The sequence below is a fragment of the Neobacillus sp. FSL H8-0543 genome (assembly GCF_038592905.1).
GTDB lineage: Bacteria > Bacillota > Bacilli > Bacillales > Cytobacillaceae > Neobacillus.
Genome location: NZ_CP151943.1, coordinates 2822419 through 2848430 on the forward strand (window position 1 = coordinate 2822419; position 26012 = coordinate 2848430).

The 26012-nt window shown below is 40.7% G+C and carries 20 protein-coding genes; 18 read left to right on the forward strand and 2 right to left on the reverse strand.

What is annotated here, in order from left to right; translation table 11 throughout:
- Positions 1-5: 5 nt before the first annotated feature.
- The 12 genes from pcrA (at position 6) to NSS81_RS14015 (ending at position 17505) form a co-directional block, all read left to right on the forward strand.
- Positions 6-2270 (forward strand): DNA helicase PcrA, encoded by a 2265-nt coding sequence (pcrA, locus tag NSS81_RS13960; protein WP_342434025.1) that lies wholly within the window; start codon positions 6-8, stop codon positions 2268-2270.
- A gap of 268 nt (positions 2271-2538) precedes the next feature.
- Positions 2539-4545, forward strand: coding sequence for an NAD-dependent DNA ligase LigA (gene ligA, locus NSS81_RS13965; protein WP_342434026.1), 2007 nt, complete (start codon positions 2539-2541; stop codon positions 4543-4545).
- Between the two features lie 201 nt (positions 4546-4746).
- The gene (locus NSS81_RS13970; protein WP_342429293.1) at positions 4747-5913 is read left to right on the forward strand and encodes a CamS family sex pheromone protein; all 1167 of its coding nucleotides are present in this window, start codon (positions 4747-4749) and stop codon (positions 5911-5913) included.
- A 140-nt stretch (positions 5914-6053) separates the two neighbouring features.
- Positions 6054-7601, forward strand: coding sequence for an L-glutamate gamma-semialdehyde dehydrogenase (pruA, locus tag NSS81_RS13975; protein WP_342429294.1), 1548 nt, complete (start codon positions 6054-6056; stop codon positions 7599-7601).
- A gap of 690 nt (positions 7602-8291) precedes the next feature.
- Positions 8292-10706, forward strand: a complete 2415-nt coding sequence (gene nirB / locus NSS81_RS13980; RefSeq protein ID WP_342429295.1) for a nitrite reductase large subunit NirB — start codon at positions 8292-8294, stop codon at positions 10704-10706.
- A gap of 5 nt (positions 10707-10711) precedes the next feature.
- Positions 10712-11032, forward strand: coding sequence for a nitrite reductase small subunit NirD (nirD, locus tag NSS81_RS13985; protein WP_342429296.1), 321 nt, complete (start codon positions 10712-10714; stop codon positions 11030-11032).
- 24 nt (positions 11033-11056) lie between these two features.
- On the forward strand, positions 11057-12505 hold the full coding sequence (gene cobA / locus NSS81_RS13990; RefSeq protein ID WP_342429297.1) for a uroporphyrinogen-III C-methyltransferase: 1449 nt from the start codon (positions 11057-11059) through the stop codon (positions 12503-12505).
- Between the two features lie 2 nt (positions 12506-12507).
- A complete protein-coding gene (locus NSS81_RS13995) occupies positions 12508-13203 on the forward strand; it encodes a sirohydrochlorin chelatase (RefSeq protein WP_342429298.1) in 696 nt (231 codons plus the stop codon).
- Positions 13200-13826, forward strand: coding sequence for an NAD(P)-binding protein (locus tag NSS81_RS14000; RefSeq protein WP_342429299.1), 627 nt, complete (start codon positions 13200-13202; stop codon positions 13824-13826). Before NSS81_RS13995 ends, NSS81_RS14000 begins: the two co-directional genes overlap by 4 nt.
- A gap of 160 nt (positions 13827-13986) precedes the next feature.
- Entirely contained in the window at positions 13987-15579 is a 1593-nt protein-coding gene (gene aceB, locus NSS81_RS14005) for a malate synthase A (protein WP_342429300.1), read from the forward strand.
- Between the two features lie 33 nt (positions 15580-15612).
- Positions 15613-16893, forward strand: coding sequence for an isocitrate lyase (aceA, locus tag NSS81_RS14010; protein ID WP_342429301.1), 1281 nt, complete (start codon positions 15613-15615; stop codon positions 16891-16893).
- A 180-nt stretch (positions 16894-17073) separates the two neighbouring features.
- Positions 17074-17505 (forward strand): YueI family protein, encoded by a 432-nt coding sequence (locus NSS81_RS14015; RefSeq protein ID WP_342429302.1) that lies wholly within the window; start codon positions 17074-17076, stop codon positions 17503-17505.
- Positions 17506-17550: 45 nt separating this feature from the next.
- Here the strand turns inward: NSS81_RS14015 and NSS81_RS14020 are convergent, their stop codons facing one another.
- Positions 17551-18000 carry an OsmC family protein gene (locus tag NSS81_RS14020; protein ID WP_342429303.1) on the reverse strand — a complete coding sequence of 150 codons (450 nt, stop codon included), beginning with the start codon at positions 17998-18000 and terminating at the stop codon, positions 17551-17553.
- A gap of 89 nt (positions 18001-18089) precedes the next feature.
- On the opposite strand from NSS81_RS14020, the gene NSS81_RS14025 reads away from it, so the two are divergent.
- The 5 genes from NSS81_RS14025 (at position 18090) to NSS81_RS14045 (ending at position 23502) form a co-directional block, all read left to right on the forward strand.
- Positions 18090-18560 carry a VanZ family protein gene (locus NSS81_RS14025; protein ID WP_342429304.1) on the forward strand — a complete coding sequence of 157 codons (471 nt, stop codon included), beginning with the start codon at positions 18090-18092 and terminating at the stop codon, positions 18558-18560.
- Between the two features lie 151 nt (positions 18561-18711).
- Positions 18712-19005 (forward strand): Asp-tRNA(Asn)/Glu-tRNA(Gln) amidotransferase subunit GatC, encoded by a 294-nt coding sequence (gene gatC / locus NSS81_RS14030; protein ID WP_342429305.1) that lies wholly within the window; start codon positions 18712-18714, stop codon positions 19003-19005.
- Positions 19006-19024: 19 nt separating this feature from the next.
- A complete protein-coding gene (gene gatA / locus NSS81_RS14035) occupies positions 19025-20482 on the forward strand; it encodes an Asp-tRNA(Asn)/Glu-tRNA(Gln) amidotransferase subunit GatA (protein WP_342429306.1) in 1458 nt (485 codons plus the stop codon).
- Between the two features lie 12 nt (positions 20483-20494).
- Entirely contained in the window at positions 20495-21922 is a 1428-nt protein-coding gene (gene gatB, locus NSS81_RS14040; RefSeq protein ID WP_342429307.1) for an Asp-tRNA(Asn)/Glu-tRNA(Gln) amidotransferase subunit GatB, read from the forward strand.
- 1025 nt (positions 21923-22947) lie between these two features.
- A complete protein-coding gene (locus NSS81_RS14045) occupies positions 22948-23502 on the forward strand; it encodes a thioredoxin family protein (protein ID WP_342429308.1) in 555 nt (184 codons plus the stop codon).
- Positions 23503-24369: 867 nt separating this feature from the next.
- Here the strand turns inward: NSS81_RS14045 and plsY are convergent.
- Positions 24370-24996, reverse strand: a complete 627-nt coding sequence (gene plsY, locus NSS81_RS14050; RefSeq protein WP_342429309.1) for a glycerol-3-phosphate 1-O-acyltransferase PlsY — start codon at positions 24994-24996, stop codon at positions 24370-24372.
- 112 nt (positions 24997-25108) lie between these two features.
- Between plsY and NSS81_RS14055 the strand changes: the two genes are divergently transcribed.
- Positions 25109-25876 (forward strand): class I SAM-dependent methyltransferase, encoded by a 768-nt coding sequence (locus tag NSS81_RS14055; RefSeq protein WP_342429310.1) that lies wholly within the window; start codon positions 25109-25111, stop codon positions 25874-25876.
- The last annotated feature ends 136 nt before the right edge of the window (positions 25877-26012 follow it).

A 26012-nucleotide genomic window follows, 5' to 3' on the forward strand; every position in this document is an offset into this window, starting at 1 on the left:
AGGAAATGCAATATTTATCAGATAAGCTTATTAATGGATTAAATCCTGAACAGCAAAGTGCAGTAAAAGCAACAGATGGGCCACTCTTGCTGATGGCAGGTGCCGGAAGTGGTAAAACAAGAGTCTTAACGCATCGTATTGCCTACTTAATAGTTGAAAAACGAGTGAATCCTTACAATATTTTAGCGATTACTTTTACAAATAAAGCAGCAAGAGAAATGAAGGAAAGAATCAGAACGATTATGGGCGGGGCTGCCGACGAAATCTGGATATCCACTTTTCACTCCATGTGTGTCAGGATCTTACGCAGAGATATTGACAGGATGGGCTTTAACCGTAATTTTACGATATTAGATACTACGGACCAACAATCGGTGATTAAAGGAATCCTCAAGGACAAAAACATTGACCCGAAGAAATTCGATCCGCGGGCAATCCTTGGCTCCATCAGCTCAGCAAAAAATGAATTAATTGACCCAGAGGAATACGCAAAAACCGCTGGCGACTATTTCTATCAAGTGGTTAGTGATGTATATACAGAATATCAAAAACGTCTGCGTAAAAATCAAGCACTCGATTTTGATGACTTGATCATGAAGACGATTCAATTATTTACGCGTGTTCCAGACGTGTTGGATTATTACCAGCGTAAGTTTCAATATATCCATGTCGATGAGTATCAGGACACCAATAAAGCACAGTATATGCTAGTTAAATTTCTGGCGAATCGTTTTAAAAACCTTTGTGTTGTAGGGGATTCCGATCAATCGATCTATCGATGGAGAGGAGCGGATATTGCAAACATCCTTTCCTTTGAAAAAGACTATCCAGATGCAAAAGTTATTCTCCTCGAGCAAAACTACCGTTCAACAAAGCGAATACTCTTAGCAGCAAACAAGGTAATTGAAAATAACCGGACTCGGAAGGCTAAGAATCTTTGGACAGAGAACCCCGAAGGAAATAAACTTGTCTACTATCGTGCGGACAGTGAGCAGGGGGAAGCACAATTTGTTGCTGGAAAGATTAAAGAGTTAACTCGTGATAACAAGTACAAGTTTGCAGACATTGCTATTCTTTACCGCACAAATGCGCAATCGCGTGTAATGGAGGAAGTATTACTAAAATCCAACATCGAATACAGCATAGTCGGCGGTACAAAGTTCTATGACAGAAAAGAAATCAAAGATATGCTCGCCTATTTGCGCTTAATCTCTAATCCTGATGATGACATTAGTTTAAGACGTATCATTAACGTGCCAAAACGGGGAATCGGTTCAACCTCAATTGATAAAATGGCCGATTTTGCCGCAATACACGATATTTCTATCTATCAGGCTCTTTCGAGTGTGGAATTAATGGGGTTGAGCCCGAAAATCACAAAAGCAGCCAGAGAGTTCCATGAATTAATCAGTAAATATACACAAATGCAAGAATTCCTATCGGTAACAGAGTTGGTTGAAGAAGTTCTTGAGAAATCCGGTTATCGTGAAATGCTGAAGTTGGAAAAATCATTAGAAGCACAAAGTCGCCTGGAGAACCTTGATGAATTATTATCTGTTACAAAAAGCTTTGAGGAATCAAGTGAGGATAAGAGCTTGGTTGCATTTTTAACAGATTTAGCTCTTGTAGCCGATATTGATTCGATGGATGATGACGGAGAAAAGGCAGATTCCATAGTCCTGATGACCTTGCACTCGGCAAAAGGGCTAGAATTTCCGGTTGTATTCTTAATTGGATTAGAAGAAGGCGTATTCCCTCATAGCCGCTCACTGATGGAAGAAGCGGAAATGGAAGAGGAACGCAGGCTAGCTTACGTAGGCATCACAAGAGCAGAGCAAACTCTTTTTATTACGAATGCACAAATGAGAACATTATATGGAAGAACCAGCATGAACCCCGCATCACGATTTATTAGTGAAATACCCGAAGACCTTATTGAGGGCGTTGAAAAACCAGAAAGAATCAACACTCCCTTTGGCGCAGGAAGGGCCTCTTTTGGTCGATCAGGGAGCAGTAGCCTAGGTTCTGGGGGAAGTTCGTTTGGAACGCCTGCTCCTAGAAAACCAGTTATGAGACCAGTTGCTGCCGTATCGGGAGCAGAGGGAATGGGCTGGAAGGTTGGAGATAAAGCTGAGCACGGAAAATGGGGCATTGGCACGGTGGTAAGCGTTAAAGGCGAAGGAGAAGGAACGGAATTAGATATTGCATTCCCGAGTCCTACCGGAATCAAGCGCCTACTTGCTAAATTTGCTCCAATAAAAAAAGCATAAGTTAGACTCTTTTTAGGGCATTGAACAAGTGTTTGATGCCCTAATAAAAGGGCACTGTTAAAGGTTATTGTTGATTTAACTATGTTGATTGGAGCGGAAGGCACGAGACTCCTGCGGGAGTACGGGGCTGGGGAGACCCCACAGGCGCTTAAGCGCCGAGGAGGCTCCCCGGCACGCCCGCGGAAAGCGAAGTGCCTGGAGCGGAAATCAACATCCAAGTTAAATGAACCCACGAGGAATAAATACTTTAAATGAAAGGGCTGGATCCATGGACCTTCAAACCGCTGAACACAGGGCCGCAGAATTAAGAAACCTCTTAAATCAATATGGCTATGAATATTATGTGTTAGATAAACCTTCCGTACCAGATTCGGAATATGACCGTTATATGCAAGAGTTACTAGAATTAGAAGCAAAGTTCCCGCAGTTAAATAGAGCGGATTCGCCTACCCAGCGTGTCGGCGGAAATATTCTAGACTTATTTGAAAAGGTTGAGCACACCGCGCCAATGTTAAGCTTGGGAAACGCTTTTAATGAACAGGACTTAAAGGATTTTGATCGCCGCGTCCGCCAGGCAGTTGGGGAAGAAGTCACATATGTTTGTGAATTGAAAATCGATGGACTCGCTGTGTCCTTACGTTATGAAGAAGGTTTATTTATCCAAGGGGCCACACGAGGTGATGGCACAATTGGTGAAGATATTACAGCTAACCTGAAAACAATCAAATCGATTCCTCTTCGTCTACGTGAAAATGTCTCGATTGAGGTTCGCGGGGAAGCTTATATGCCGAAGAGCTCCTTTCATGCTCTAAATAAAGTAAAAGAAGAACGGGGCGAGGATCTGGCAGCTAACCCTAGAAATGCGGCCGCGGGCTCATTAAGACAATTGGACCCTAAGATTGCGGCTTCTCGTAATCTGGATGTATTTTTATATGGAATAGGGGCTGCAAGCAAGATTGAGGCAACTTCCCATAGTGAAGGCCTAAATTTTTTAGACCGTCTTGGTTTTAAAACGAATAAAGAGCGGCAAAAATGCGGCACAATTGATGAAGTGATTGAATATGTGAATGGCTGGGTTGATCGACGACCTCATCTGCCGTATGAAATTGATGGAATTGTTATTAAGGTGGATTCATATAAGCAGCAGAGTGAGCTAGGGACAACTGCAAAAAGCCCGCGCTGGGCAATTGCATTTAAGTTTCCTGCTGAAGAAGTCGTTACGACTCTTTTGGGTATCGAACTCAGCGTTGGCCGTACCGGAGTCATCACGCCAACAGCGATATTGAAGCCTGTGAAAGTGGCTGGCTCAACGGTTCAGCGTGCTTCCTTGCATAATGAAGACTTAATCCGTGAAAAGGATATCAAACTTGGCGATCAAGTGGTAATCAAAAAAGCAGGGGATATTATCCCGGAAGTAGTCAATGTCCTTGCTGATCAACGAACAGGCGAAGAAGTTGATTTCGTAATGCCCTCTCACTGCCCGGAATGTGAAAATGAACTTGTTCGCTTTGAGGGGGAGGTTGCTTTAAGATGTATCAACCCAAAATGTCCTGCACAAATTCGCGAGGGATTAATACATTTTGTCTCCCGTACTGCGATGAACATTGATGGCATGGGAGAGAAAGTAATCAGCCAGCTTTTTGCTGAAAATTTAATTAGCGATGTGGCCGATATTTACAAGCTGACAGGCGACCAGCTTTTGGCTTTAGAAAGAATGGGTGAGAAATCCGTTTCTAATCTACTAAAAGCAATTGAGGCTTCAAAAAGTAATTCTCTTGAAAAATTACTATTTGGTCTAGGGATTCGTCATGTGGGGGCGAAAGCAGCAAAAACACTCGCACAGAGCTTTGATACAATGGATAATCTAGCTTCGGCAACAAAAGAGGAATTACTAGCCATTAATGAAATCGGCGAAAAAATGGCCGATGCCATTGTAACCTTCTTTGAACAGGAAGAGGCAGTTGAACTGTTGGAAGAATTATCTTCAGCAGGTGTTAATATGGAATACAAAGGAGCAAAACCTGTATCTGCTGAAGAGTCTGACAGTGTTTTTGCCGGGAAAACAGTGGTATTAACAGGAAAATTAGAACAGCTTTCTAGAAACGAAGCGAAAGAAAAGATAGAAGCTTTAGGAGGCAATGTTTCTGGCAGTGTGAGTAAGAAAACACATCTAGTCATTGCTGGAGTTGAGGCAGGTTCTAAGCTTAAGAAGGCACAGGAACTAGGAATTGAAGTATGGGACGAGGAGAAGCTACTCGTTGAATTTAATAAATAAGCACTTTTCGTAAAGATTGTTATAAAAACCTTAAAGCCGGTTTTTACGTTGATATAGCTATATAGTACTTTGAATAAAGTTTGCAAGCTCTTTTCTCTAATGTACTTAGTTTTAAATAGTTGAAAATAGCTTAAAATATATTATTCTGATCTAAATAGCAACAATGTTTGAGAAAAGAGCCATAAATAAGAGGTGTTAGTTGTGAGAAAGCTCTCATTGCTCGCTTTTTCCCTTATCTTGCTGCTTAGTGGGTGTGCACCAAACTTCCAACAGGAAGACAGTGTGGTTCAAACAGAAGATAAAAAGGAAGAGAAAGCGATCATTCCAAAATATAATATTTCAGATAACTATTATCGGACGATTTTGCCGTTTGAACCTGGGGAAGCACGTGGCTTAGTCGTTGGTAATGTGAATACTAGATACGATATTAACGAATTTGAAACGGGTCTAATGCGAATTGCCCAACATAGCTTTGACCCTAAAACCTACTTGTTCCAAGAAGGACAAGAGTTAAAGCGAGATACAGTTAGATCATGGTTGAATCGGAAATTTACAAATGCACAATTAAAGGAAAAAGGGCTTGAAGAGGAAGAGAATATCGGCTTGAATCCTTTAATTGAAGACAACGTTGATTTCAAAGAAGGGAACAAAAGTAGTCCGATTTATTTAGCCCATATTTTAGAACATAACTATTTAATTAAGGGTGACGATAATACTGTAAAATTGGGCGGAGTCGTCATTGGTCTGGCTTTAAACTCAGTCCATTATTATCGAACGGCAATTGGTGAACCCTATTTCGAAGAAGAAATTTCTTTTAAAGAAATGGAAAGAGAAGGGCAAAAGATTGCTCAAGAGGTTCTAAAACGTTTGCGAGCGAAAAAGGGATTAAAGGATGTTCCAATTACTATTGCCTTGTTTAAACAGCAAAGCAAGTCTTCCGTTGTACCAGGAAACTTCTTTGCCTATACTACTGCGAGCAAAGGAAACTCGGCGATTGATAAATGGGAAAAGGTTGATGAGAGGTACTTCTTATTTCCTTCAACCGAAGCACAGGAGTTACACAGAGATGATGTCACTGCTTTTCTTAACTTTAAGCAAGATGTAGAGAAGTACTTTCCAAACTTTAATGGTGTCATTGGTCGTGCCTTTTACGTTGGAGATCAATTCCAAGATTTGAATATTACGATTCCGATTCAGTTCTATGGAAAAACGGAAGCAATTGGCTTTACTCAATATGTAACAGGCCTCGTCCTCGAGCATTTTCCAAACTATATTTCCGTTTCAGTTAGCGTGACATCTGTCGACGGACCCGAAGCACTCATTGTCCGCAAGGCAAATGAAACCGAACCATTTGTTCATATCTATTAACTGGACCTGGCTTATTGCCAGGTCTTTTTTGTATTTTCAAAAATTAATAGTAACCGCTTTCGATTGATAGGAGATAAAGAATCATGATAGAATGGACAATGAATGTAAACGTTTTATTTAATACATAGGAGGTTTTAAAAATGGTACAACCTTATAAGCATGAACCATTTACAGATTTCACGATTGAAGAAAACCGTCAGGCCTATCTTAAGGCGTTAACCACTGTCGAAGGATATTTAGGTCAGGATTATGATCTAGTGATCGGTGGCGAGAGAATTTCAACCGAGGATAAGATAGTTTCCTATAATCCATCAAATACAGAAGAAATAGTTGGCCGCGTCTCAAAAGCAAGTAGAGAGTTAGCTGAACAAGCGATGCAAGCAGCCGTTGAAGCTTTTAAAACATGGAAAAAAACAAAGCCGGAAGTTCGTGCGGATGTACTTTTTAAGGCAGCGACAATTATTCGCCGTCGTAAGCATGAGTTTTCAGCACTTTTAACAAAAGAGGCAGGAAAACCATGGAGAGAAGCGGATGCAGATACAGCTGAAGCAATTGATTTCCTTGAATATTATGGCCGTCAAATGTTGTCTCTAAAGGACGGAGTACCAGTTAACAGTCGTCCAAACGAGTTCAACCGCTATCACTATATTCCGCTTGGCGTAGGAATCATTATCTCACCATGGAACTTCCCGCTAGCAATTATGGCAGGAACCACTGTAGCAGCGATTGTTGCGGGTAATACCGTTCTATTAAAACCAGCTTCAACCACACCTGTTGTTGCAGCGAAATTTGTTGAAGTCATGGAAGAAGCGGGTCTTCCAAAGGGCGTCCTTAACTTCGTTCCAGGCAATGGTTCTGAAGTCGGTGACTATCTTGTCGACCATAAGGATACTCGCTTTATCAGCTTTACAGGTTCGCGTGATGTCGGACTCCGGATTTTCGAACGTTCATCGAAAGTAAATGAAGGCCAAATTTGGATGAAGCGTTTAATTGCTGAAATGGGCGGCAAAGACACCATCGTTGTCGACTCAGAAGCAGACCTTGAGCTTGCAGCACAATCAATTGTTGCTGGAGCATTCGGATTCTCAGGTCAAAAATGTTCAGCTTGCTCACGTGCAGTAATCGTCGAAGATGTATACGATCAGGTATTGAATCGTGTAATCGAGTTAACGAAAGAGTTAACAGTTGGTGATCCGACTGATCAAGGTACATTCATGGGTCCTGTCAACGATAATAACGCATTCAAAAAAGTAATGGATTATATTGAAATCGGCAAGCAAGAAGGTAAGATTGTTGCTGGTGGTGAAGGTGACAATTCAGTAGGCTATTTCATTCAACCAACTGTAATCGCTGACTTAGCTCCAAAGTCACGTATCATGCAAGAAGAAATTTTTGGACCAGTGGTTGGTTTTACAAAGGCGAAGGATTTCGATGAAGCGATTGAAATTGCTAACAATACAGAGTATGGCTTGACTGGAGCGGTTATCACATCAAACCGCGCCCACATGGAACAAGCACGTGAAGACTTCCATGTCGGTAACCTTTACTTCAACCGTTCATGTACAGGCGCAATTGTTGGCTACCAGCCATTCGGCGGCTTCAATATGTCCGGTACTGACTCTAAAGCAGGCGGCCCGGATTACTTGCTGCTTCATATGCAAGCTAAGACAACGTCTGAGATGTATTAATTTATATTTAAGTCCAATTCTTAGGAATTGGACTTTTTTTGGTGTGTGCGCTTATGTGTTCCAGTATTATCCAATAAATGTAGTAAGGTAGCTTACTTTTGTAGTAAGTATGATACTTTTTGTAGTAAGTTGTGCGGGGTATCCATTTTTATCCAGAAATTGTAGTAAGGTAGCCTACTTTTGTAGTAAGTATGATTCTTTTTGTAGTAAGTTGTGTGGGGTATCCAGTTTTATCCAAATATTGTAGTGAGGTAGCTTACTTTTGTAGTAAGTATGATACTTTTTGTAGTAAGTTGTGCGGATTATCCAGTTTTATCCAAATATTGTAGTAAGGTAGCGTATTTTTGTAGTAAGTATGATACTTTTTGTAGTATGTTGGGTGATTCATCGAATTTTATCCAAAAATTGTAGTAAAGTAGCTTATTTTTGTAGTAAGTTAGTTTCGGTATCCAGTCTTATCCAATATTTGTAGTAAGTGGAATTCGATTTGTAGTGAAACCCCTAAACTTAGTAGAAAGCAATCTCCACTATCCCCCTTTATGACAAAAATGTGAAGCATTTCACAAATAACCTTACATTGTGACCAACTTCACAATCATAACTCGCTCCTAAGATTTACAATGTATTTATAGAGAAAAACGTAAATACCGTATATTCATAGATTAATCACATTAAAAGGAGCGATCCAACATGAAAAAACTTGTAATGATAGGGAACGGGATGGCGGGCGTTAGAACGATTGAAGAAATCCTAAAAATCTCTCCAGAGCAATTCGAAGTGACCATTTTTGGACAAGAGCCACACCCTAACTACAATCGAATTAAACTATCAAACATCCTACAAGGAGATACAAACTTTGACGATATTATAATTAATCCACTAGATTGGTATAAAGAAAATAATATTCAATTATACACAGACGAAGCAGTAACTAAGATTGATGTCGAAGCGAAGAAAGTCATCTCAGATCAAGGCCGTGAAGTACAGTATGATGAATTAATCATTGCCACTGGTTCGAACTCATTTATTCTACCTATTCCAGGGGCCGATAAAATCGGAGTCACTGGTTTTCGTGATATCAAAGATTGTGAAATGATGATCAAGTCAGCACGGCAATATAAAAAGGCAGTGGTAATCGGCGGCGGACTTCTTGGTCTTGAAGCAGCAAGAGGATTACTAAACCTTGGGATGAAGGTGGATGTTGTCCATCTAATGCCAAGTTTAATGGAGCGCCAACTCGACCCAATTGCTTCATCCTTACTGAAAGCTGAGCTCGAATCCCAAGGCATGAACTTTTTAATGGAAAAAGAAACAGTTGAAATTATAGGAGATGAGTGCGTTGCTGGTCTTCGTTTTAAAGATGGGTCACACGTTCCAGCAGATCTTGTTGTCATGGCAATCGGGATTAAGTCTAATTCAATAGTTGCAAAAGAAAGTGGAATCTACGTTAACCGCGGGATTGTCGTTAATGACTATATGGAAACAAGTGCAGCAAATGTGTATGCAGTTGGCGAATGTGCCGAGCATAGAGAAATTGTTTACGGCTTAGTTGCACCATTATACGAGCAAGGTAAGATCCTTGCTGAGAGAATTTGTGGGAAAGAAGCTGCACCATACGAAGGATCAGTGACAGGCACCCAGTTAAAGGTTGCTGGAGTTGACCTGTTTTCAGCAGGTGAGATTTTTGAAGATGGTACAACAAAATCAATTATGGTTTATAACGAATATGAAGGCGTTTATAAGAGAGCATTAGTCCGTAACAACCGAATCGTTGGAATTGTCCTTTATGGTAATACAAAAGATAGTACTAGACTTTTCCGAATGCTATCGAAAAAGGAAGATATCACGGGAGTATCCATTTTTGAATCACACTGTTCAGCTGAAGGCGGCAGCGGTGATATTGCTTCTATGCCGAATGATGAATTGGTGTGTGGGTGTAATGGCGTAACAAAAGGAGCAATTATTGAGGCGATTAAAGCACAAGGTCTGACCACACTTGACCAAGTAAGTCATTGTACAAATGCAGGCCGTTCTTGCGGACGCTGTAAACCAATGGTAAATGATATTTTAGCTTACACACTTGGTGACGAATTTGATGCGACTGCTGCACAGAAAACGAGCATTTGCGGATGTACAACCATCAGCCGTGAAGAGCTAATTGAGGAAATTAAAGAAAAGGGCTTATCTAGTGTGAAAGAAGTGATGAACGTCCTCGAGTGGAATAATGAAGAAGGTTGTACAAAATGTCGTCCAGCGATCAACTATTACCTAGGCATGGTTCACATGGATGAATACAAGGACGATCGCGATTCTCGTCTAGTGAATGAGAAAATGCATGCGAATATACAGAAGGATGGAACCTACTCTGTAGTGCCAAGAATGTATGGTGGTGTGACAACGGCGGCGGATTTGAAAAAGATTGCTGAGGTGGCTGAAAAGTATGAGGTGCCGCTTGTAAAATTAACCGGTGGACAGCGGATTGGCTTGTTCGGCGTGAAAAAAGAAGATTTACCTAGTATGTGGGAAGAGCTTGATATGCCATCAGGTTATGCCTACGGAAAGACTCTTCGTACGGTGAAAACCTGTGTAGGTGCGCAATTCTGCCGCTATGGTACACAGGATTCAATGTCACTCGGAATTGAATTAGAGAAGAAGTTTGAACGTCTTGATACACCACATAAAGTGAAAATGGGCGTGTCTGCCTGCCCAAGAAACTGTTCCGAAGCGGGAATCAAGGATATTGGCTTTGTTGGCATCGATGGTGGCTGGGAAATCTATGTTGCTGGTAACGGCGGCGTCGATCTTCGTGCAGGTGATCTGTTAGCGACAGTGAAAACTGAAGCGGAGGTCATGGAAATGACCGCTGCTTATCTTCAATACTACCGTGAAACGGCTAATTACTTAGAGCGTACCTCTAAATGGGTCGAACGTGTCGGCTTAGACCATGTAAAAGAAGTGCTAGCAAATGAAGAAACAAGAAAAGCATTAAATGAACGGATGGACATAACGTTGAAGAAATACATTGAGCCTTGGAATGAAGCAATCCAGAGTGAAAAAATTAAAGATAAATACTATGCAGTTCATACTGTCAAGGCGGGGGAGTGATACAAATGTTAGTAACAAAAACTCGTACTCTAGTAGCTAATTATTCTAATCTCCCAATACGGTCTGGTTACACGGTAAACATCAATGATAACAACATAGCACTTTTTAAAGTTACCGATGGAAAGGTGTATGCGATTGAAAATCACAGTCCGCACCCTAAGGGTGGAGTGTTAACCGAAGGACTGGTAAGTAGTGATTTTGTTTTTTGCCCTGTTTATGATTGGAAAATCTCATTAGTGGATGGCAAGGTTCAGTCGCCAGACGAAGGTCAGGTAAAAACCTATCAAGTGGAAGTAGAAGAAGATAACGTTTATATTATTATATAAAGAGTGTGGAAGGATGGCTGCAGCATGACAACAGGAAAAGTGTTTTTAGTAGGAGCAGGGCCAGGGGACATTCGCTTAATTACGGTAAAAGGTTTGGAGGCTATTAAGAAGGCTGAGGTTATTTTATATGACCGGCTAGCCAATCCTAAGCTTTTGGAGTTTGCTCCAGAAGATTGCGAGCTAATTTATTGTGGAAAACTGCCAGACCGCCATATTTTACGCCAAGAGAAAATCAATGATCTTTTGGTAGAAAAGGCGTTAGAAGGTAAAAGAGTCGTACGTTTAAAAGGTGGCGACCCTGGTGTTTTCGGCCGTGTTGGTGAAGAAGCCGCTGCCCTTGCTACCTATCAGATTCCTTTTGAAATTGTTCCTGGCATTTCATCGGGGATTGCAGCCCCCCTTTATGCAGGAATTCCGGTTACCCACCGCGAGCATGCAGAATCGTTTGCGGTTGTAACTGCCCACGATAAATCAATCGATGGTAAACCAATGCTAGACTGGGAAGGGCTTGTCCGTGGAGTAGATACAATCGCTTTTTACATGGGAGTAGGAAATCTACCGTTTATCTGTGAAAACTTGATTGCTCATGGAAAGCTATCAACTACTCCGATTATATTAATTCAATGGGGAACCTTCGGCCGTCAGAAGACTTTACAAGGAACTCTTGCAGATATTTCAGCAAAGGTACGTGAGGCTAAGTTCAGCAATCCAGCAATTATTCTCGTTGGCGAAGTCATTTCACTACGTGAAAAAATCAGTTGGTTTGAAAAACTGCCGTTGTATGGCAGGCAGATCCTCCTTGCGCGTACAGGTGAAAGCGTGAGTGGCTTAGCGCAGGAATTAATGGAGAAGGGTGCAGATGTAATTGAATTTCCGAAATGGAAAAAGATAATTATCCCTGTAGACGTTAGTAAAGTAATCGCCTATGATCATATTCTGTTTTCATCACCTGAAAGCGTGGAGGAATTTTTCCAAGCAGTCATTGATAAAGGAATCGACATTCGAAAAATTAAAGCTGATTTCTTTGTGCGCTCAAGCAAATCGTTAAAATCCCTAAAAGAACGAGGATTTGTTGCTCAACTAATTGTTGATATGCCAGAGACGGTTAGCTTATTGATTGTTGGTGATGATCCTATATTGAAAAAAGAATATGAACAAGCCGACGTTCTGGCTATTAGCAGAAAAGTGTTGGATCAGCAGTTTCTACCCATTTTTAAAAGAATGATAGAGGAAGCGGATGTGAATACAGTAGTCTTCCCGAGCAGAGCAGCCGTTGGGGCCATGTTTGAAGGTTTGAGGGAATGCGGTATTGAAGCTGTCGAGCTTTTTAAAAGTTTGAAGGTGGTTTGTATGGGTCAACAAACGAGAAATGCCTTTGAAGATGCTGGCTTTAAGATAGATGGAATGCCACAGTCCCCAACGAAAGAAGCGTTGATCGAGTATTTAATTCAGCGACCCATTGCAGGAAATTAGCAATGGAAGCAATCATCTATATTGCCCATGGTAGTCGTCGGCAAGAGGCAAATGAGAAGTTTATTGCCTTTATTGGTGAAGTAATGAAAAGGTCTGGAGCTGCGGTTCAGGCCTTTGGATTTATCGAACATGCAGAGCCAACAATTAGACAGGCAATCGAGGAGTGTACGGAACAAGGCGTACAAGAGATTACTGTTGTGCCGGTGTTGTTATTGCCTGGAATCCATTCAAACGAGGATATTCCAGCAGAATGCAAGGGATATCCTAATGCGGTTTTCTATTATGGTAAGCCGATAGGTGTAGATGAAATTATGGTCAATTTGCTTTATGATAGGCTATCTAGTGCTGGGTTTGGCAAGCATGCAAATGATACCGTACTACTTGTTGGACATGGAAGTCGAGAGCCGGCTGCTGCGATTGAATTTGAAAGACTAGCTAACGGGCTATCAGTCAAAATCGCCGGGGAAGTCTATACGGGCTACTTAACTACCTCTGTATCGTATCAAGATAAGATCAAACAGCTTTCGGAAAAAAACATATATATTCTTCCCTACTTATTGTTTTCTGGTGGATATACCGCCAAAATGGAGAAAGAAATAAGTGGGCTTGGCGCAAGGGTGACGCTTTGTGACCCTATTGGCTTTGATGAGAAATTATATCCGTTAATTCAAAAACGGGCGAATGAGGTGTGGGTATGAGTTCATATTATCCGATTATGTTACGGCTGGAAGGTAAAAGGGTTGTTGTCGTTGGGGGCGGAAAGGTTTCCGAGCGAAAGGTTAGCGGAATGCTGGGGACCGGTGCTGATATTGTTGTTATCAGTCCTGAAGCAACCGCTGAACTTCAGAGACTTGCCAGTAGTGGGGAAATTGACTGGAAGAGAAAATCGTTTTCAGCAGAAGACTTGGGTAATGCCTTTATGATTTTTGCCGCAACAAACGACTATGATCTAAATCAGTCTATTCGGAGGATTACTAGGAACCATCAGCTTGTTACGATTGTTGATGACCCTGAAGGCTCGGACTTTCATGTTCCGTCTCAAATGCAGCGCGGGCGATTAAGCATTGCTGTTTCAACAGGCGGTGCGAGTCCAAAGCTGGCGAGCAAAATTCGCGAAGAGCTTGCAGAGCAGTTTGATGACTCCTACGAGGACTATCTTGATTTTCTTTTTCAGGCAAGGCAGCAAGTCTTGAAAGAAGTGAAGGACTCCACTATTAAAAAGAGACTTTTATCAGCAATCGTAAGCTCCGAGTTTTTGACTAGTAAGGATCGTGAAGGCGATTTTAATAGATTATATGAAGAGATGAAGGCGGGTACCTGAAGATGGGTATCCGCCTTTTTATATGGTATAAAGACCTAGGACAGGGAGTATTTACCTATTTTTAAAAATTTTCAGAAAAGTAGTTCCAATTTTAAAAAGTGTGTTATATAATACAAAACGAGGATAGTTACTGTATTATAACAAAGAGGTGAGTGAGTTCATGTCGACACAAACGACCGGTATTGAAGTAGTCGGGGCCAGGAAAGCCCAGTATGATGAGATTTTAACTCCAGAGGCATTAAGTTTCATTGAGGAGTTAGAGCGGAATTTTGGAGAAAGAAGAAATGAACTGTTACAGTACAGGCAAAAACGGCAGGATGAAATGAATCAAGGAAAATTGCCGGATTTTCTTCCTGACACAAAGCATATTCGAACTGGCGACTGGACGATTGCTCCACTGCCAGAAGATCTTCAAGACCGGCGGGTCGAAATTACAGGGCCAACCGAACGAAAAATGGTTATTAATGCCCTGAATTCTGGTGCGAAAGTTTTTATGGCAGATTTCGAAGATGCCACTTCACCAACCTGGGAGAACATAGTCGAAGGACAAATAAACTTACGGGATGCAGTAAATCGGACGATTTCCTTCCAAAATCCCAATGGTAAGCAATATGTACTTAAGGAAGAAACTGCTGTACTGTTCGTGAGATCTCGCGGATTACATCTTGAGGAAAAACATGTGCTGTTAGATGGCAAGCCTATCTCTGGGAGCTTTTTCGATTTTGGAATGTACTTTTTCCATAATGTTGAGAACCTCCTTGCAAGAAGAACGGGTCCTTATTTTTATCTGCCAAAGCTTGAAGGTCATTTGGAGGCAAGGCTTTGGAATGATGTCTTTGTATTTGCGCAAGAAAAGCTTAAGGTCGCTCAAGGAACGATTAAAGCGACTGTTTTAATAGAAACCATCATGAGCGCATTTGAAATGAATGAGATTTTATATGAATTAAAAGAGCACTCTGCCGGATTGAACTGTGGGAGATGGGATTATATTTTCAGTTACTTAAAAAAGCTGCGTAACCACAAGGATATCATTTTACCCGATCGTTCACAGGTTACGATGACTGTACCGTTTATGCGCTCCTATTCATTGCTAACAATTCAAACCTGTCATCGCCGCAAAGCGCCAGCGATGGGTGGAATGGCTGCGCAAATTCCGATTCGCAATAATCCAGAGGCAAACGAGGAAGCCTTTGCCAAGGTTCGTGCTGACAAGGAACGTGAAGCACGCGATGGTCATGACGGAACATGGGTAGCACATCCTGGTCTTGTACCAGTTGCTTTAGAGGTGTTTAACCGTGAAATGCCGGTTGCGAATCAAATTCACACAACTAAACAACAGAAAATCACCATTGTCGCCAGTGATTTACTCGAAGCACCAAGCGGAACGATTACCGAAGAAGGTGTTCGCGTCAATATTAATGTTGGCATTCAATATATTGCTTCTTGGCTTTCTGGCAGAGGAGCCGCACCAATCCATAATTTAATGGAGGATGCAGCAACGGCAGAAATTTCACGGGCACAGCTATGGCAGTGGATCCGCAGTCCGAGAGGCATCCTTAATGACGGCCGGAAGGTCACTGTTGAGATGTATGAAAAGTATAAGATAGAGGAACTGGAAAATATCAAAAAAGAAATAGGTAATGAAGCTTTTGAATCAGGTCGATTTGATGAAGCAGCGGAATTATTTGATCGCTTGATTTTAAATGATGATTTTGAAGACTTTCTAACATTACCAGGATATGAATTATTATAAAAAATTCTAATAGAATAATAGGAGGAATATAAAATGACTAATAATTCAAGAGTAGCGCAATTACAGGAAAGCTGGGAATTAGATAAGCGTTGGAATGGGATTACTAGACCTTACACGGCAGAGGATGTTATTAAACTTCGCGGTTCAATTGATATCGAACATACTTTGGCAAGAAAAGGTGCAGAAAAGCTTTGGAAGCTATTAAATGAGGAAGACTATGTAAATGCTCTTGGCGCACTAACGGGTAATCAGGCGGTTCAACAGGTAAAGGCAGGATTGAAAGCTATCTACTTAAGTGGCTGGCAGGTGGCTGCTGATGCAAACCTATCAGGAAATATGTACCCGGACCAAAGCTTGTATCCAGCGAATAGTGTACCAAGTGTAGTAAAACGGATTAACCAAGCGCTTCAGCGTGCGGACCAAATCACCCATTCAGAGGGAGATGACTCAATCGATTGGTTTGCACCAATTGTTGCCGATGCAGAGGCAGGCTTTGGCGGACAATTAAACTGCTTCGAATTAATGAAGGGCATGATTGAAGCCGGAGCTGCTGGAGTTCACTTTGAAGATCAGCTTTCCTCTGAGAAGAAATGTGGCCATTTAGGCGGTAAAGTATTGCTGCCAACACAAACAGCAGTCCGTAACTTAATAGCAGCTCGTCTAGCAGCAGATGTTATGGGTGTTCCGACGTTATTAGTTGCTCGTACAGATGCCAATGCAGCCGATTTGATTACAAGTGATATTGATATGACGGACGCACCGTTTATTACTGGAGAGCGGACAGGAGAAGGCTTCTTCCGGACGAAGGCAGGGATTGACCAAGCGATTGCTCGCGGTTTAGCATATGCACCATATGCCGATTTGATTTGGTGCGAAACTTCTGAGCCGAACATTGAAGAAGCCCGACGCTTTGCAGAGGCTATCCATGAGCAATTCCCTGGCAAGATGTTGGCTTACAACTGCTCGCCTTCGTTTAACTGGAAAAAGAAGCTTGACCAAGAAACGATTGCGAAGTTCCAGCAGGAGCTTGGAAAAATGGGCTACAAGTTCCAATTCGTTACCCTTGCAGGCTTCCATGCCCTAAACCACGGCATGTTTGAACTTGCTCGCGGCTACAAAGAGCGCGGTATGGCAGCATACTCCGAGCTGCAGCAAGCGGAGTTTGATAGCGAGCAACACGGCTACACAGCCACACGTCACCAACGTGAAGTGGGTACAGGTTACTTTGACCAGGTTTCAATGGTTATCACAGGTGGCACATCGTCGACTACTGCTCTTAAAGGCTCTACCGAAGAAGAGCAATTTACAAAATAAAAATATCCAGAATGAATCCTTCTCTCCTATTGGGGGGAAGGGTTTTTTTGGGTTGGAGTTACGGGCTGATGGCGAGATATAATGTATTTTTAAAATAACGAAGCTGGCTTTTTTGGAAAGGAACGTTTTTTAGGGTATTATCATACATATTAATAGTCCTTTTATTGGAGTTGATTTGATTTGAAAAAGCCAAACGTTGAGGAAGTCCTTCAGCAGGGTATTTATGGCGCCTTGGAAACCAAGCCAGATGAAAGACGAAAATTTTTAGGAACAATACGTGAGAGAATCATCGTGGTACTTAAGAAAACTCAAGTTGCAGAGACAGATATTTACCCCCAGGTGGAGAAAGAAATGGCTGCCAATCCACAGGCACACCTCTATTTAAATGGAAATATGGATTATTCGACATTATCAAAATATGTAAAGCTTGCAAGTAAATATAAGCTTGAACATACCATTGTCACCAATAAGGAGCATGATTCTGAGATTGGACTTGTCTTAGCGATGGAGTATGCAATCGATAAGGAAGAGATTTACATCACAAGAATAGAATTGAAACTTCCTGAGCAGAAGAAGAAAAAAGGATTTTTTTCTAAGATGTTTAACCGGTAGGAAGGTAATCAGTGAGATATCTTATGACGATATCTCACTGATTTTTTAAGAAGACACCTCAACAATTGCGTCTAATTCAATTTCTACATTACCTTGAATGGCTCTGCTAATCATACATGAGGTTTCTGCCTTAGTAGCAAGCCTTTGGGCTAATAATTGATCTTTCTCAGTGGCATCAGACGTTAGGACAATCCGTGGTCGGTGGATTATTTTTTTATAGGTGATAACCCCCTTGGTTACATCAACAATGCCTTCAGATTCCATCGTTAGGTCCACCTTTTGCAACTGACTCCGCTCCATCATCGCTGCAAGGGTGATGATATAGCAGGTTGCTGCAGCACCAAGGAGCATTTCATCAGGGTTCGTTCCAACACCAGGTCCGTCCATCTCGGGTGGGATCGACACTTTCGTTCTTAAGTTGCCAGCCTGTATTTCACCTACATCATTCCTTAAACCTGGCCAGCTTGCTTTTAAATGAAATCGATGTTCAGTCATGACAATCCTCCTAATTTTTAAAAATATTCGTAGTTGATTGCTAATATATGTTACCTTTTATATAGACCTATTTTTGGAGCAGTGAAATAATGAAAATTCTTGGAAAAATGACAATAACATTAATACTATGTCTATACTTAGCCATCCTTACTAAACTAATATTATTTAAATACATACCCTTATCCGAAATGATCAATCATTTTAATTTTACCTATAACGAATACTTTTGGCGATCGAATAACTTTGTCCCGTTTAAAACTATCTATTTCTATTTGTACTTAGCAGATATTAACCTAAATATTCGCATTGAAAACTTAGTTGGAAACATCATAGGCTTTATGCCCTTTGGATTTATCTTACCATTATTATCGAGAAAGTTTCTAAGGTTAGCGCCTGTATTATTTGCAACCTTTTGCCTGAGTCTCACCTACGAAGTACTTCAACTATTATTTGAATTTGGTAGCTTTGATGTGGATGACTTAATCTTAAATAGTTTTGGTGGAGCTCTCGGTTATCTTCTATATAAACTTCTGAAGTTCTTTTTTAAAAAGAAACGTTGAATCAGGGGGCGATTGCCCTCTTTTTTGTACTATTAATCTAAAAACTGTTCCTTTTGCCAATACTGATGAGGGAATCATTGCGGTAAAGCAGAAAAGTTTGGTATTATCATTAGTAAATTAACTTGATAAACAGGATGGGGGGTAATGATTAATGACAAGAATTTCGAATAAAGAGGTTAAGCACGTTGCGAACCTGGCACGATTAGCCATAACTGAAGAAGAAATGGAAAAGATGACAAAGGAACTTGATGCAATTATTACATTTGCAGAGCAATTAAATGAGTTGAACACTGAAAATGTTGAACCAACCTATCATGTATTGGATATGAAAAATATCCTTCGAGAAGATGTTGCACAAGAAGGATTACCGCGTGAGGAAGTTCTAAAAAATGCGCCAGACCATCAAGATGGTCAGATTAAAGTTCCATCAATCATGAGCGAATAAAAGAAAGGAGGGGAAAAAGTTGAGTTTATTTGATCATAAAGTATCAGATCTACATGAACTTTTACATAAGAAAGAACTAAAGGTATCAGACCTAGTAAATGAATCGTTCAAACGGATTAATGATGTCGATGGCAAGGTCCAGGCTTTTTTAACATTGGATGAAGAGCGTGCACGAAATTCCGCAAAGTCCCTTGATGAGAAGGTGAATACGGAAACCGCAAAAGGCCTGCTTTTTGGTATGCCGATTGGGATAAAGGATAATATCGTTACTAAAGACTTGAGAACCACTTGTGCAAGTAAGATTCTCGAAAACTTTAATCCGATTTACGATGCTACTGTTGTTCAAAAGCTTCAACAAGCAGAAACAGTGACGATTGGTAAGTTAAATATGGACGAGTTTGCAATGGGGTCATCAAATGAAAATTCAGGCTTTCAAAAAACACATAACCCCTGGAATTTAGAGACAGTACCAGGCGGATCTTCAGGAGGTTCAGCAGCAGCTGTTGCGGCTGGAGAGGTATTGTTTTCACTTGGGTCTGATACAGGCGGATCGATTCGCCAGCCGGCATCATTTTGTGGGGTAGTTGGAATGAAACCAACGTATGGCCGTGTTTCTCGCTTTGGACTAGTAGCATTTGCATCCTCTCTAGACCAAATCGGTCCGATTACAAAAACGGTTGAAGACAATGCCTACCTGCTGCAGGCAATTTCTGGGCTTGATCCGTTGGACTCAACATCCGCTAATGTTGATGTTCCTAACTTTGTCAGTGCGTTAACAGGTGATATTAAAGGGTTAAAAATTGCCGTACCAAAGGAGTATCTTGGTGAAGGTGTCAGTGAAATAGTTCGGCAATCTGTTTTAGATGCATTGAAGGTTCTTGAGGCGCAAGGTGCGGTATGGGAAGAAGTATCCTTGCCACACTCTAAATATGCACTCGCAGCCTACTATTTGCTTTCTTCATCAGAAGCATCGGCAAACCTTGCCCGTTTTGATGGTGTGCGCTATGGCTATCGGACGCCGAATGCAGATAATTTATTGGAGTTATATAAAAACTCAAGGGCAGAAGGCTTTGGTCCCGAAGTTAAGCGTCGGATTATGCTTGGAACCTTTGCACTCAGCTCAGGCTACTATGATGCTTATTATAAAAAGGCACAACAAGTCCGTACCTTGATTAAGAAGGACTTTGAAGATGTATTTGCCAAGTATGATGTAATAGTTGGACCGACAACACCAACCCCAGCTTTTAAGATTGGTGAGATAATAGACGACCCGTTAACAATGTATGCGAATGATATTTTAACAATACCGTTAAATCTTGCTGGCTTACCAGGAATTTCAATTCCATGCGGCTTTGATAGTGGACTTCCGCTTGGCTTGCAAATTATTGGCAAGTATTTTGATGAGTCCACGATTTATCGGGTGGCACATGTATTTGAGCAAGCAACAGATTATCATAAACAAAAGCCAGGATTATAGGGGGTGAAAACGATGGAATTTGAAACAGTAATTGGTCTTGAGGTCCATGTAGAATTGAAAACAGATTCGAAAATATTCTCTGCAAGTCCAAACCATTTCGGTGCGGAACCAAATACGAATACAAGTGTGATCGATTTAGGTTATCCGGGTGTTTTACCTGTTCTGAATAAAAAGGCAGTAGAATTTGGGATGAAAGCAGCCATGGCCTTGAATTGTCAGGTTGCCACACATACGAAATTTGACCGAAAGAACTACTTTTATCCTGATAATCCAAAGGCCTACCAAATCTCGCAATTTGATAAGCCAATTGGTGAGCATGGCTGGATAGAAATCGAGGTAAATGGCTATACGAAAAGAATCGGTATCACTCGAATTCATTTAGAAGAAGACGCAGGGAAACTAAGTCATGGTAATGGATACTCTTTGGTTGATTATAACCGCCAGGGTACTCCACTCGTCGAAATCGTTTCCGAGCCGGATATCCGTACGGCTGATGAAGCTTATGCCTATCTGGAAAAATTAAAATCGATTATTCAATACACCGGTGTTTCTGATTGTAAAATGGAAGAAGGCTCACTCCGCTGTGATGCCAATATTTCGATTCGCCCTATCGGACAAGAGGAGTTCGGAACGAAAACGGAATTGAAGAACTTGAACTCCTTCAATTTTGTCCGTAAAGGTCTTGAATATGAAGAGAAACGCCAGCGTGAAGTCGTAATGGCTGGTGGAGTAATTGATCAGGAAACACGTCGTTTTGATGAGGCCACTGGTGCAACCTTACTGATGAGGGTCAAGGAAGGGTCCGACGACTATCGCTACTTCCCAGAACCAGACCTGCTTGATTTATATATCGATGAAGATTGGAAAGCACGAATTCGTGCCGAAATCCCTGAGCTTCCGGATCAGCGCCAAAAGCGTTATGTGGAAGAGCTTGGTTTACCTGTGTATGATGCAAAGGTTCTAACAATCACGAAAGAAATGTCTGACTTCTTTGAAGCGACAGTGGATTCAGGTGCGGATGCAAAATTGGCTTCCAATTGGCTGATGGGTGATGTGTCAGCATACTTGAATGCAGAAGCAAAGGAACTAGACCAGGTTAAGTTAACTCCTGAAGGGTTAGCAAGTATGATTAAGCTCATCGAAAATGGAACAATTTCTTCTAAAATTGCTAAAACTGTTTTTATAGAGTTAATCGAAAACGGCGGAAATGCAGAAAAGATCGTCAAAGACAAGGGGCTTGTACAAATCTCTGATGAAGGAACACTGTTAAAAATAATTACAGAGGTTCTCGATGCTAACCCGCAATCTATTGAAGATTTTAAAAATGGAAAGACTAAAGCGGTTGGTTTCCTTGTAGGACAGTTAATGAAGGCTACAAAGGGGCAAGCAAATCCGCAAATGGTCAATCAATTATTACAGCAGGAATTAAGTAAACGTTAAAAGTGTAGCTGGCAGATAAATCTGCCAGCTATTTTTTTGTCGAAAAATTCTATGACAAAATTTTTATGATTTCCCGGGAAAAAGCCTTTATTTTAAGGACTTTTATTTAAACTAATCAAACGATTGATTAGTCGACAATATTCCACCTTATTTTGCTAGAAAATCCCTTTACATTAGGGTTAAGGGTAAAACTAATTAAACGTTTGATTAACAACTTGTATGGAGGTTGCTGTCGGATGTTAAGAAAGTAGATGATTTCCGGAATAATTGGTGATTTTTTCGCTATGAATTGACAATGTTTTTACACAAATTGAGAGGAATATCCTTTATTTTAGGGGATGTAAGCAAATGTAATCAAACGATTGATTAGTCGACAGGATTCTACCGTTTTTTGTTAGGAAAGCCCTTTACACTAGGGTTAAGGGTAAAACTAATTAAACGTTTGATTAACAACCGAAATGGGGATTACTGTCGGAGGTCCCGAATAAAGTATAATTATTGGGATAAGTAGTATTTCATATCCTATATATTGACAACTATTTTACACAAATTGAGAGAAAAGGCCTTTACTTTAGGGGATGTAAGCAAAACTAATCAAACGATTGATTAGAGACAATATTCCACCCTTTTTTGCTAGGAAAGCCCTTTACACTAGGGTTAATGGTAAAACTAATTAAACGTTTGATTAACAACTGAAATGGAGATTGCTGTCGGAAGTATCGAATAAAGAATAATTATCGGGATAAGCAGTATTCTATAACCTATATATTGACAATGATTTTACACAAAATGAGAGAAAAGGCCTTTACTTTAGGGGATGTAAGCCAAACTAATCAAACGATTGATTAGTTGACAGGATTCTACCGTTTTTTAAAGGAGAACCCATTTGTATGAAGGCTGGAGGCGAATTCAATTAAACGTTTAATTATTTACAATAATCGACAGAGCCTAACACTACAAAGCACTATCGTTGTAAGGGAAACTTGAATGGATTATCATTAAAGGAAAAGGAAGGGGTGCTAGATTTGAATTTAAATGAATGGTTTGAAAAGGGATTAACCGCAGATGAGTATATCAGCTCAATGAAGACGAATAAAGAAGGCATGCTTTTAATTTATGAGCATTTTTCTTTGGGAGAAGAGTTTAAAGCCAAGCTAGAAGCAATTAAGCAGAAGAACTTACGGGCAATTGTTTTAACGGAGGATTGGTGCGGCGATGCAATGCTGAACACCCCTGTCTTGTTGAGAATTGCAGATGCAGCTAGTATGGAAGTCAGATTTGTACTGAGAGATCAAAACCTTGAGCTAATGGATCAATATTTAACAAATGGAACATCGAGAGCGATTCCGATTTTTATTTTTATTGATGAAGAAGGAAAAGAAGTGGCTGTCTGGGGTCCAAGGGCGCCTGAAGTACAAGCACTTGTGGAAAAGGGCCGTGCAAGCCTTCCTAGCCAGGATGCTCCAGATTTTAAGGAGAAACAAATGGCGTTGTACAAGAGTTTTGGAGAAAACTATCAAACCGATTCGTCTATCTGGAAAACGGTTGCTAACAGTATAATAACTACGATATTAAAGTAAATCTACGATAGAAGGTTTTCGTGGTGTCCATGAAGTCAATTTCTCCAAGAAAAAAGGAAAAGTAATCCTCATGGAGCGTTCATGAGGTCGATTTCTCTAAGAAAAAAGGAAAAGTGGTCCTCATGAAGCGTTCATGAGGTCGATTTCCCTAAGAAAAAAGGAAAAGTGGTCCTCATGGAGCGTTCATGAGGTCGATTTCTCTAAGAAAAAAGGAAAAGTGGTCCTCATGGAGCGTTCATGAGGTCGATTTCCCTAAGAAAAAAGGAAAAGTGGTCCTCATGGAGCGTTCATGAGGTCGACTTCTCCAAGAAAAACGAAAAAGTGGTCCTCATGGAGCGTTCATGAGGTCGACTTCTCCAAGAAAAACGAAAAAGTAATCCTCATGAAGCGTTCATGAGGTCGATTTCCCTAAGAAAAAAGGAAAAGTGGTCCTCATGGAGCGTTCATGAGGTCGACTTCTCCAAGAAAAACGAAAAAGTAATCCTCATGGAGCGTTCATGAGGTCGATTTCTCTAAGAAAAAAGGAAAAGTGGTCCTCATGGAGCGTTCATGAGGTCGATTTCCCTAAGAAAAAAGGAAAAGTGGTCCTCATGAAGCGTTCATGAGGTCGATTTCCCTAAGAAAAAAGGAAAAGTGGTCCTCATGAAGCGTTCATGAGGTCGACTTCTCCAAGAAAAACGAAAAAGTGGTCCTCATGAAGCGTTCATGAGGTCGACTTCTCCAAGAAAAAAGGAAAAGTGGTCCTCATGGAGCCTTCATTAAGTCCGAAATCATCAAAAATACAAAAAAACGGTCATCATGAGGCATTCATGATGACCGTTCCAATTAGAAGAACGAAAAAGTAGGAACCATGACCACGGTTCTTTGCTACATCTTAATACCGTTTCCCTTTGGCGGGATCCGGTCATTTACAAGATTTTTGTCATTAATTTTTGGCTCAATTCCAAGAATGAGATTTCGGATATTTGAGCGATGAAGATAGATTAAAAAGATAGTAAAAAATAAAAAGATAAGTTCAAATTCTAGTTCAGGTGAAAAGATAGAATAAACCAACATGCTGATTCCAACCGAGATAGAACCCATAAACACATATTTCGTTAAGAAAATTACCAAAAAGAACGTTACATACGAGATTACCAGCAAAGGCAGATTAGCAACCAGCAGCGTTCCTGCTGTTGTCGCTATCGCCTTTCCGCCACGGAAACCAGCAAAAATAGGGAAACAGTGACCCATCACAGCGATCAGGCCGAAGTAAAGCGGTTCTACACCAAGATTGAATACCAAAGGCAGGGAAGTGGCGGCAATTCCTTTTGCAACATCAATTAGCGCAACAATAATTGCAGACTTTTTGCCAAGGACCCTCAAGGTGTTGGTCGCACCAGGGTTTTTACTTCCATGATCGCGGATATCCACTCCAAAGACTAGCTTGCCCACAATTAGGGCAGTAGGAATACTGCCAATTAAGTAGGCCGAAATGAGCAACAACCAGAGCATAAGTATCATTCCTTTGTCAAAGATTAACTATTATTTAATAGCATTTTACCATATTTTAATGGTATGATTTTGGTAAAATCTTAAACTTCTGGTTGCTTAAAGGGGCGAGGACATGAGAGAAATAGAAATTGGCCAAGTTGCTACAAGTTATGCGCGAACAAGAGATGATATACCTGCAAGTTTAATGGATAGCCTGTATACCCGAGGTATTTTTTTCGATGGAAAAAGCATTGCAGATATTGGTTGTGGAACGGGTGCGTTAACCAGAAAAATGGCAATGAGGAAAGCAAAGGTTGTCGGTGTAGAACCGTCAAAAGATTTACTGGAAAACGCAAATGCTTTAAATCGGCTAAAAAACTATACCATTCCTTACCAACAAGGGACGGCAGAAGATACAGGATTAGAAGGTTCCAATTATGATATTGTTACAGTTATGCGTGCCTGGCACCAGTTTGACCGTCCAAAGGCGATCAAAGAAATAAAGAGAATTTTAAAAACAAAAGGGATGTTAATTGTAATAGATTCAATGTTTCTTTCAGGTTCTGCTACAGTCGATAAGACATCTCAAGTATTAACTAACTTAGTTAATGGCGGTCTAATGCCAAATGAATTGAAAACGGATTCACAGCGCATTAATGGATTCCCTGTTGTATGGTTTGATGAATGGCAAAAGCAAGGTTTTGAAATGATAGATTTTTATAAGCTAAATTATTCGGTTAATTTTACAAAGGACGAATGGTTAGATGGAGTAGAATCAATCCGTCTGGAAGTGGAAGGACAGAATAAGTTACGTAAAGAATTGGCGGCGTTATTGCCTAACGAAGAATCCTATCAGATTCCATATGCATGTAATGTCTGTATTTTAAAATTAATCAAATAGCCTCTAGGGGATTATGATTCAATAGGTAAGCGGAAGACGTGTGATTATTTATCGCACGTCTTTTGGTCTACCAATAAATCAAAATGGTATGATAAAAGAATCGAAAAAAATTTTAAAAAAAGTGTAGGGGTTATAA

Coding starts and splice junctions, on each gene's coding strand:
- NSS81_RS13995 (WP_342429298.1), top strand. CDS start 12,508: ATGGAAGCAATCATCTATATTGCCCATGGTAGTCGTCGGCAAGAGGCA.
- gatC (WP_342429305.1), top strand. CDS start 18,712: ATGACAAGAATTTCGAATAAAGAGGTTAAGCACGTTGCGAACCTGGCA.
- pruA (WP_342429294.1), top strand. CDS start 6,054: ATGGTACAACCTTATAAGCATGAACCATTTACAGATTTCACGATTGAA.
- nirD (WP_342429296.1), top strand. CDS start 10,712: ATGTTAGTAACAAAAACTCGTACTCTAGTAGCTAATTATTCTAATCTC.
- cobA (WP_342429297.1), top strand. CDS start 11,057: ATGACAACAGGAAAAGTGTTTTTAGTAGGAGCAGGGCCAGGGGACATT.
- NSS81_RS14020 (WP_342429303.1), bottom strand. CDS start 18,000: ATGACTGAACATCGATTTCATTTAAAAGCAAGCTGGCCAGGTTTAAGG.
- gatB (WP_342429307.1), top strand. CDS start 20,495: ATGGAATTTGAAACAGTAATTGGTCTTGAGGTCCATGTAGAATTGAAA.
- ligA (WP_342434026.1), top strand. CDS start 2,539: ATGGACCTTCAAACCGCTGAACACAGGGCCGCAGAATTAAGAAACCTC.
- aceA (WP_342429301.1), top strand. CDS start 15,613: ATGACTAATAATTCAAGAGTAGCGCAATTACAGGAAAGCTGGGAATTA.
- NSS81_RS14000 (WP_342429299.1), top strand. CDS start 13,200: ATGAGTTCATATTATCCGATTATGTTACGGCTGGAAGGTAAAAGGGTT.
- NSS81_RS14055 (WP_342429310.1), top strand. CDS start 25,109: ATGAGAGAAATAGAAATTGGCCAAGTTGCTACAAGTTATGCGCGAACA.
- nirB (WP_342429295.1), top strand. CDS start 8,292: ATGAAAAAACTTGTAATGATAGGGAACGGGATGGCGGGCGTTAGAACG.
- NSS81_RS14025 (WP_342429304.1), top strand. CDS start 18,090: ATGAAAATTCTTGGAAAAATGACAATAACATTAATACTATGTCTATAC.
- plsY (WP_342429309.1), bottom strand. CDS start 24,996: ATGCTCTGGTTGTTGCTCATTTCGGCCTACTTAATTGGCAGTATTCCT.
- pcrA (WP_342434025.1), top strand. CDS start 6: ATGCAATATTTATCAGATAAGCTTATTAATGGATTAAATCCTGAACAG.
- aceB (WP_342429300.1), top strand. CDS start 13,987: ATGTCGACACAAACGACCGGTATTGAAGTAGTCGGGGCCAGGAAAGCC.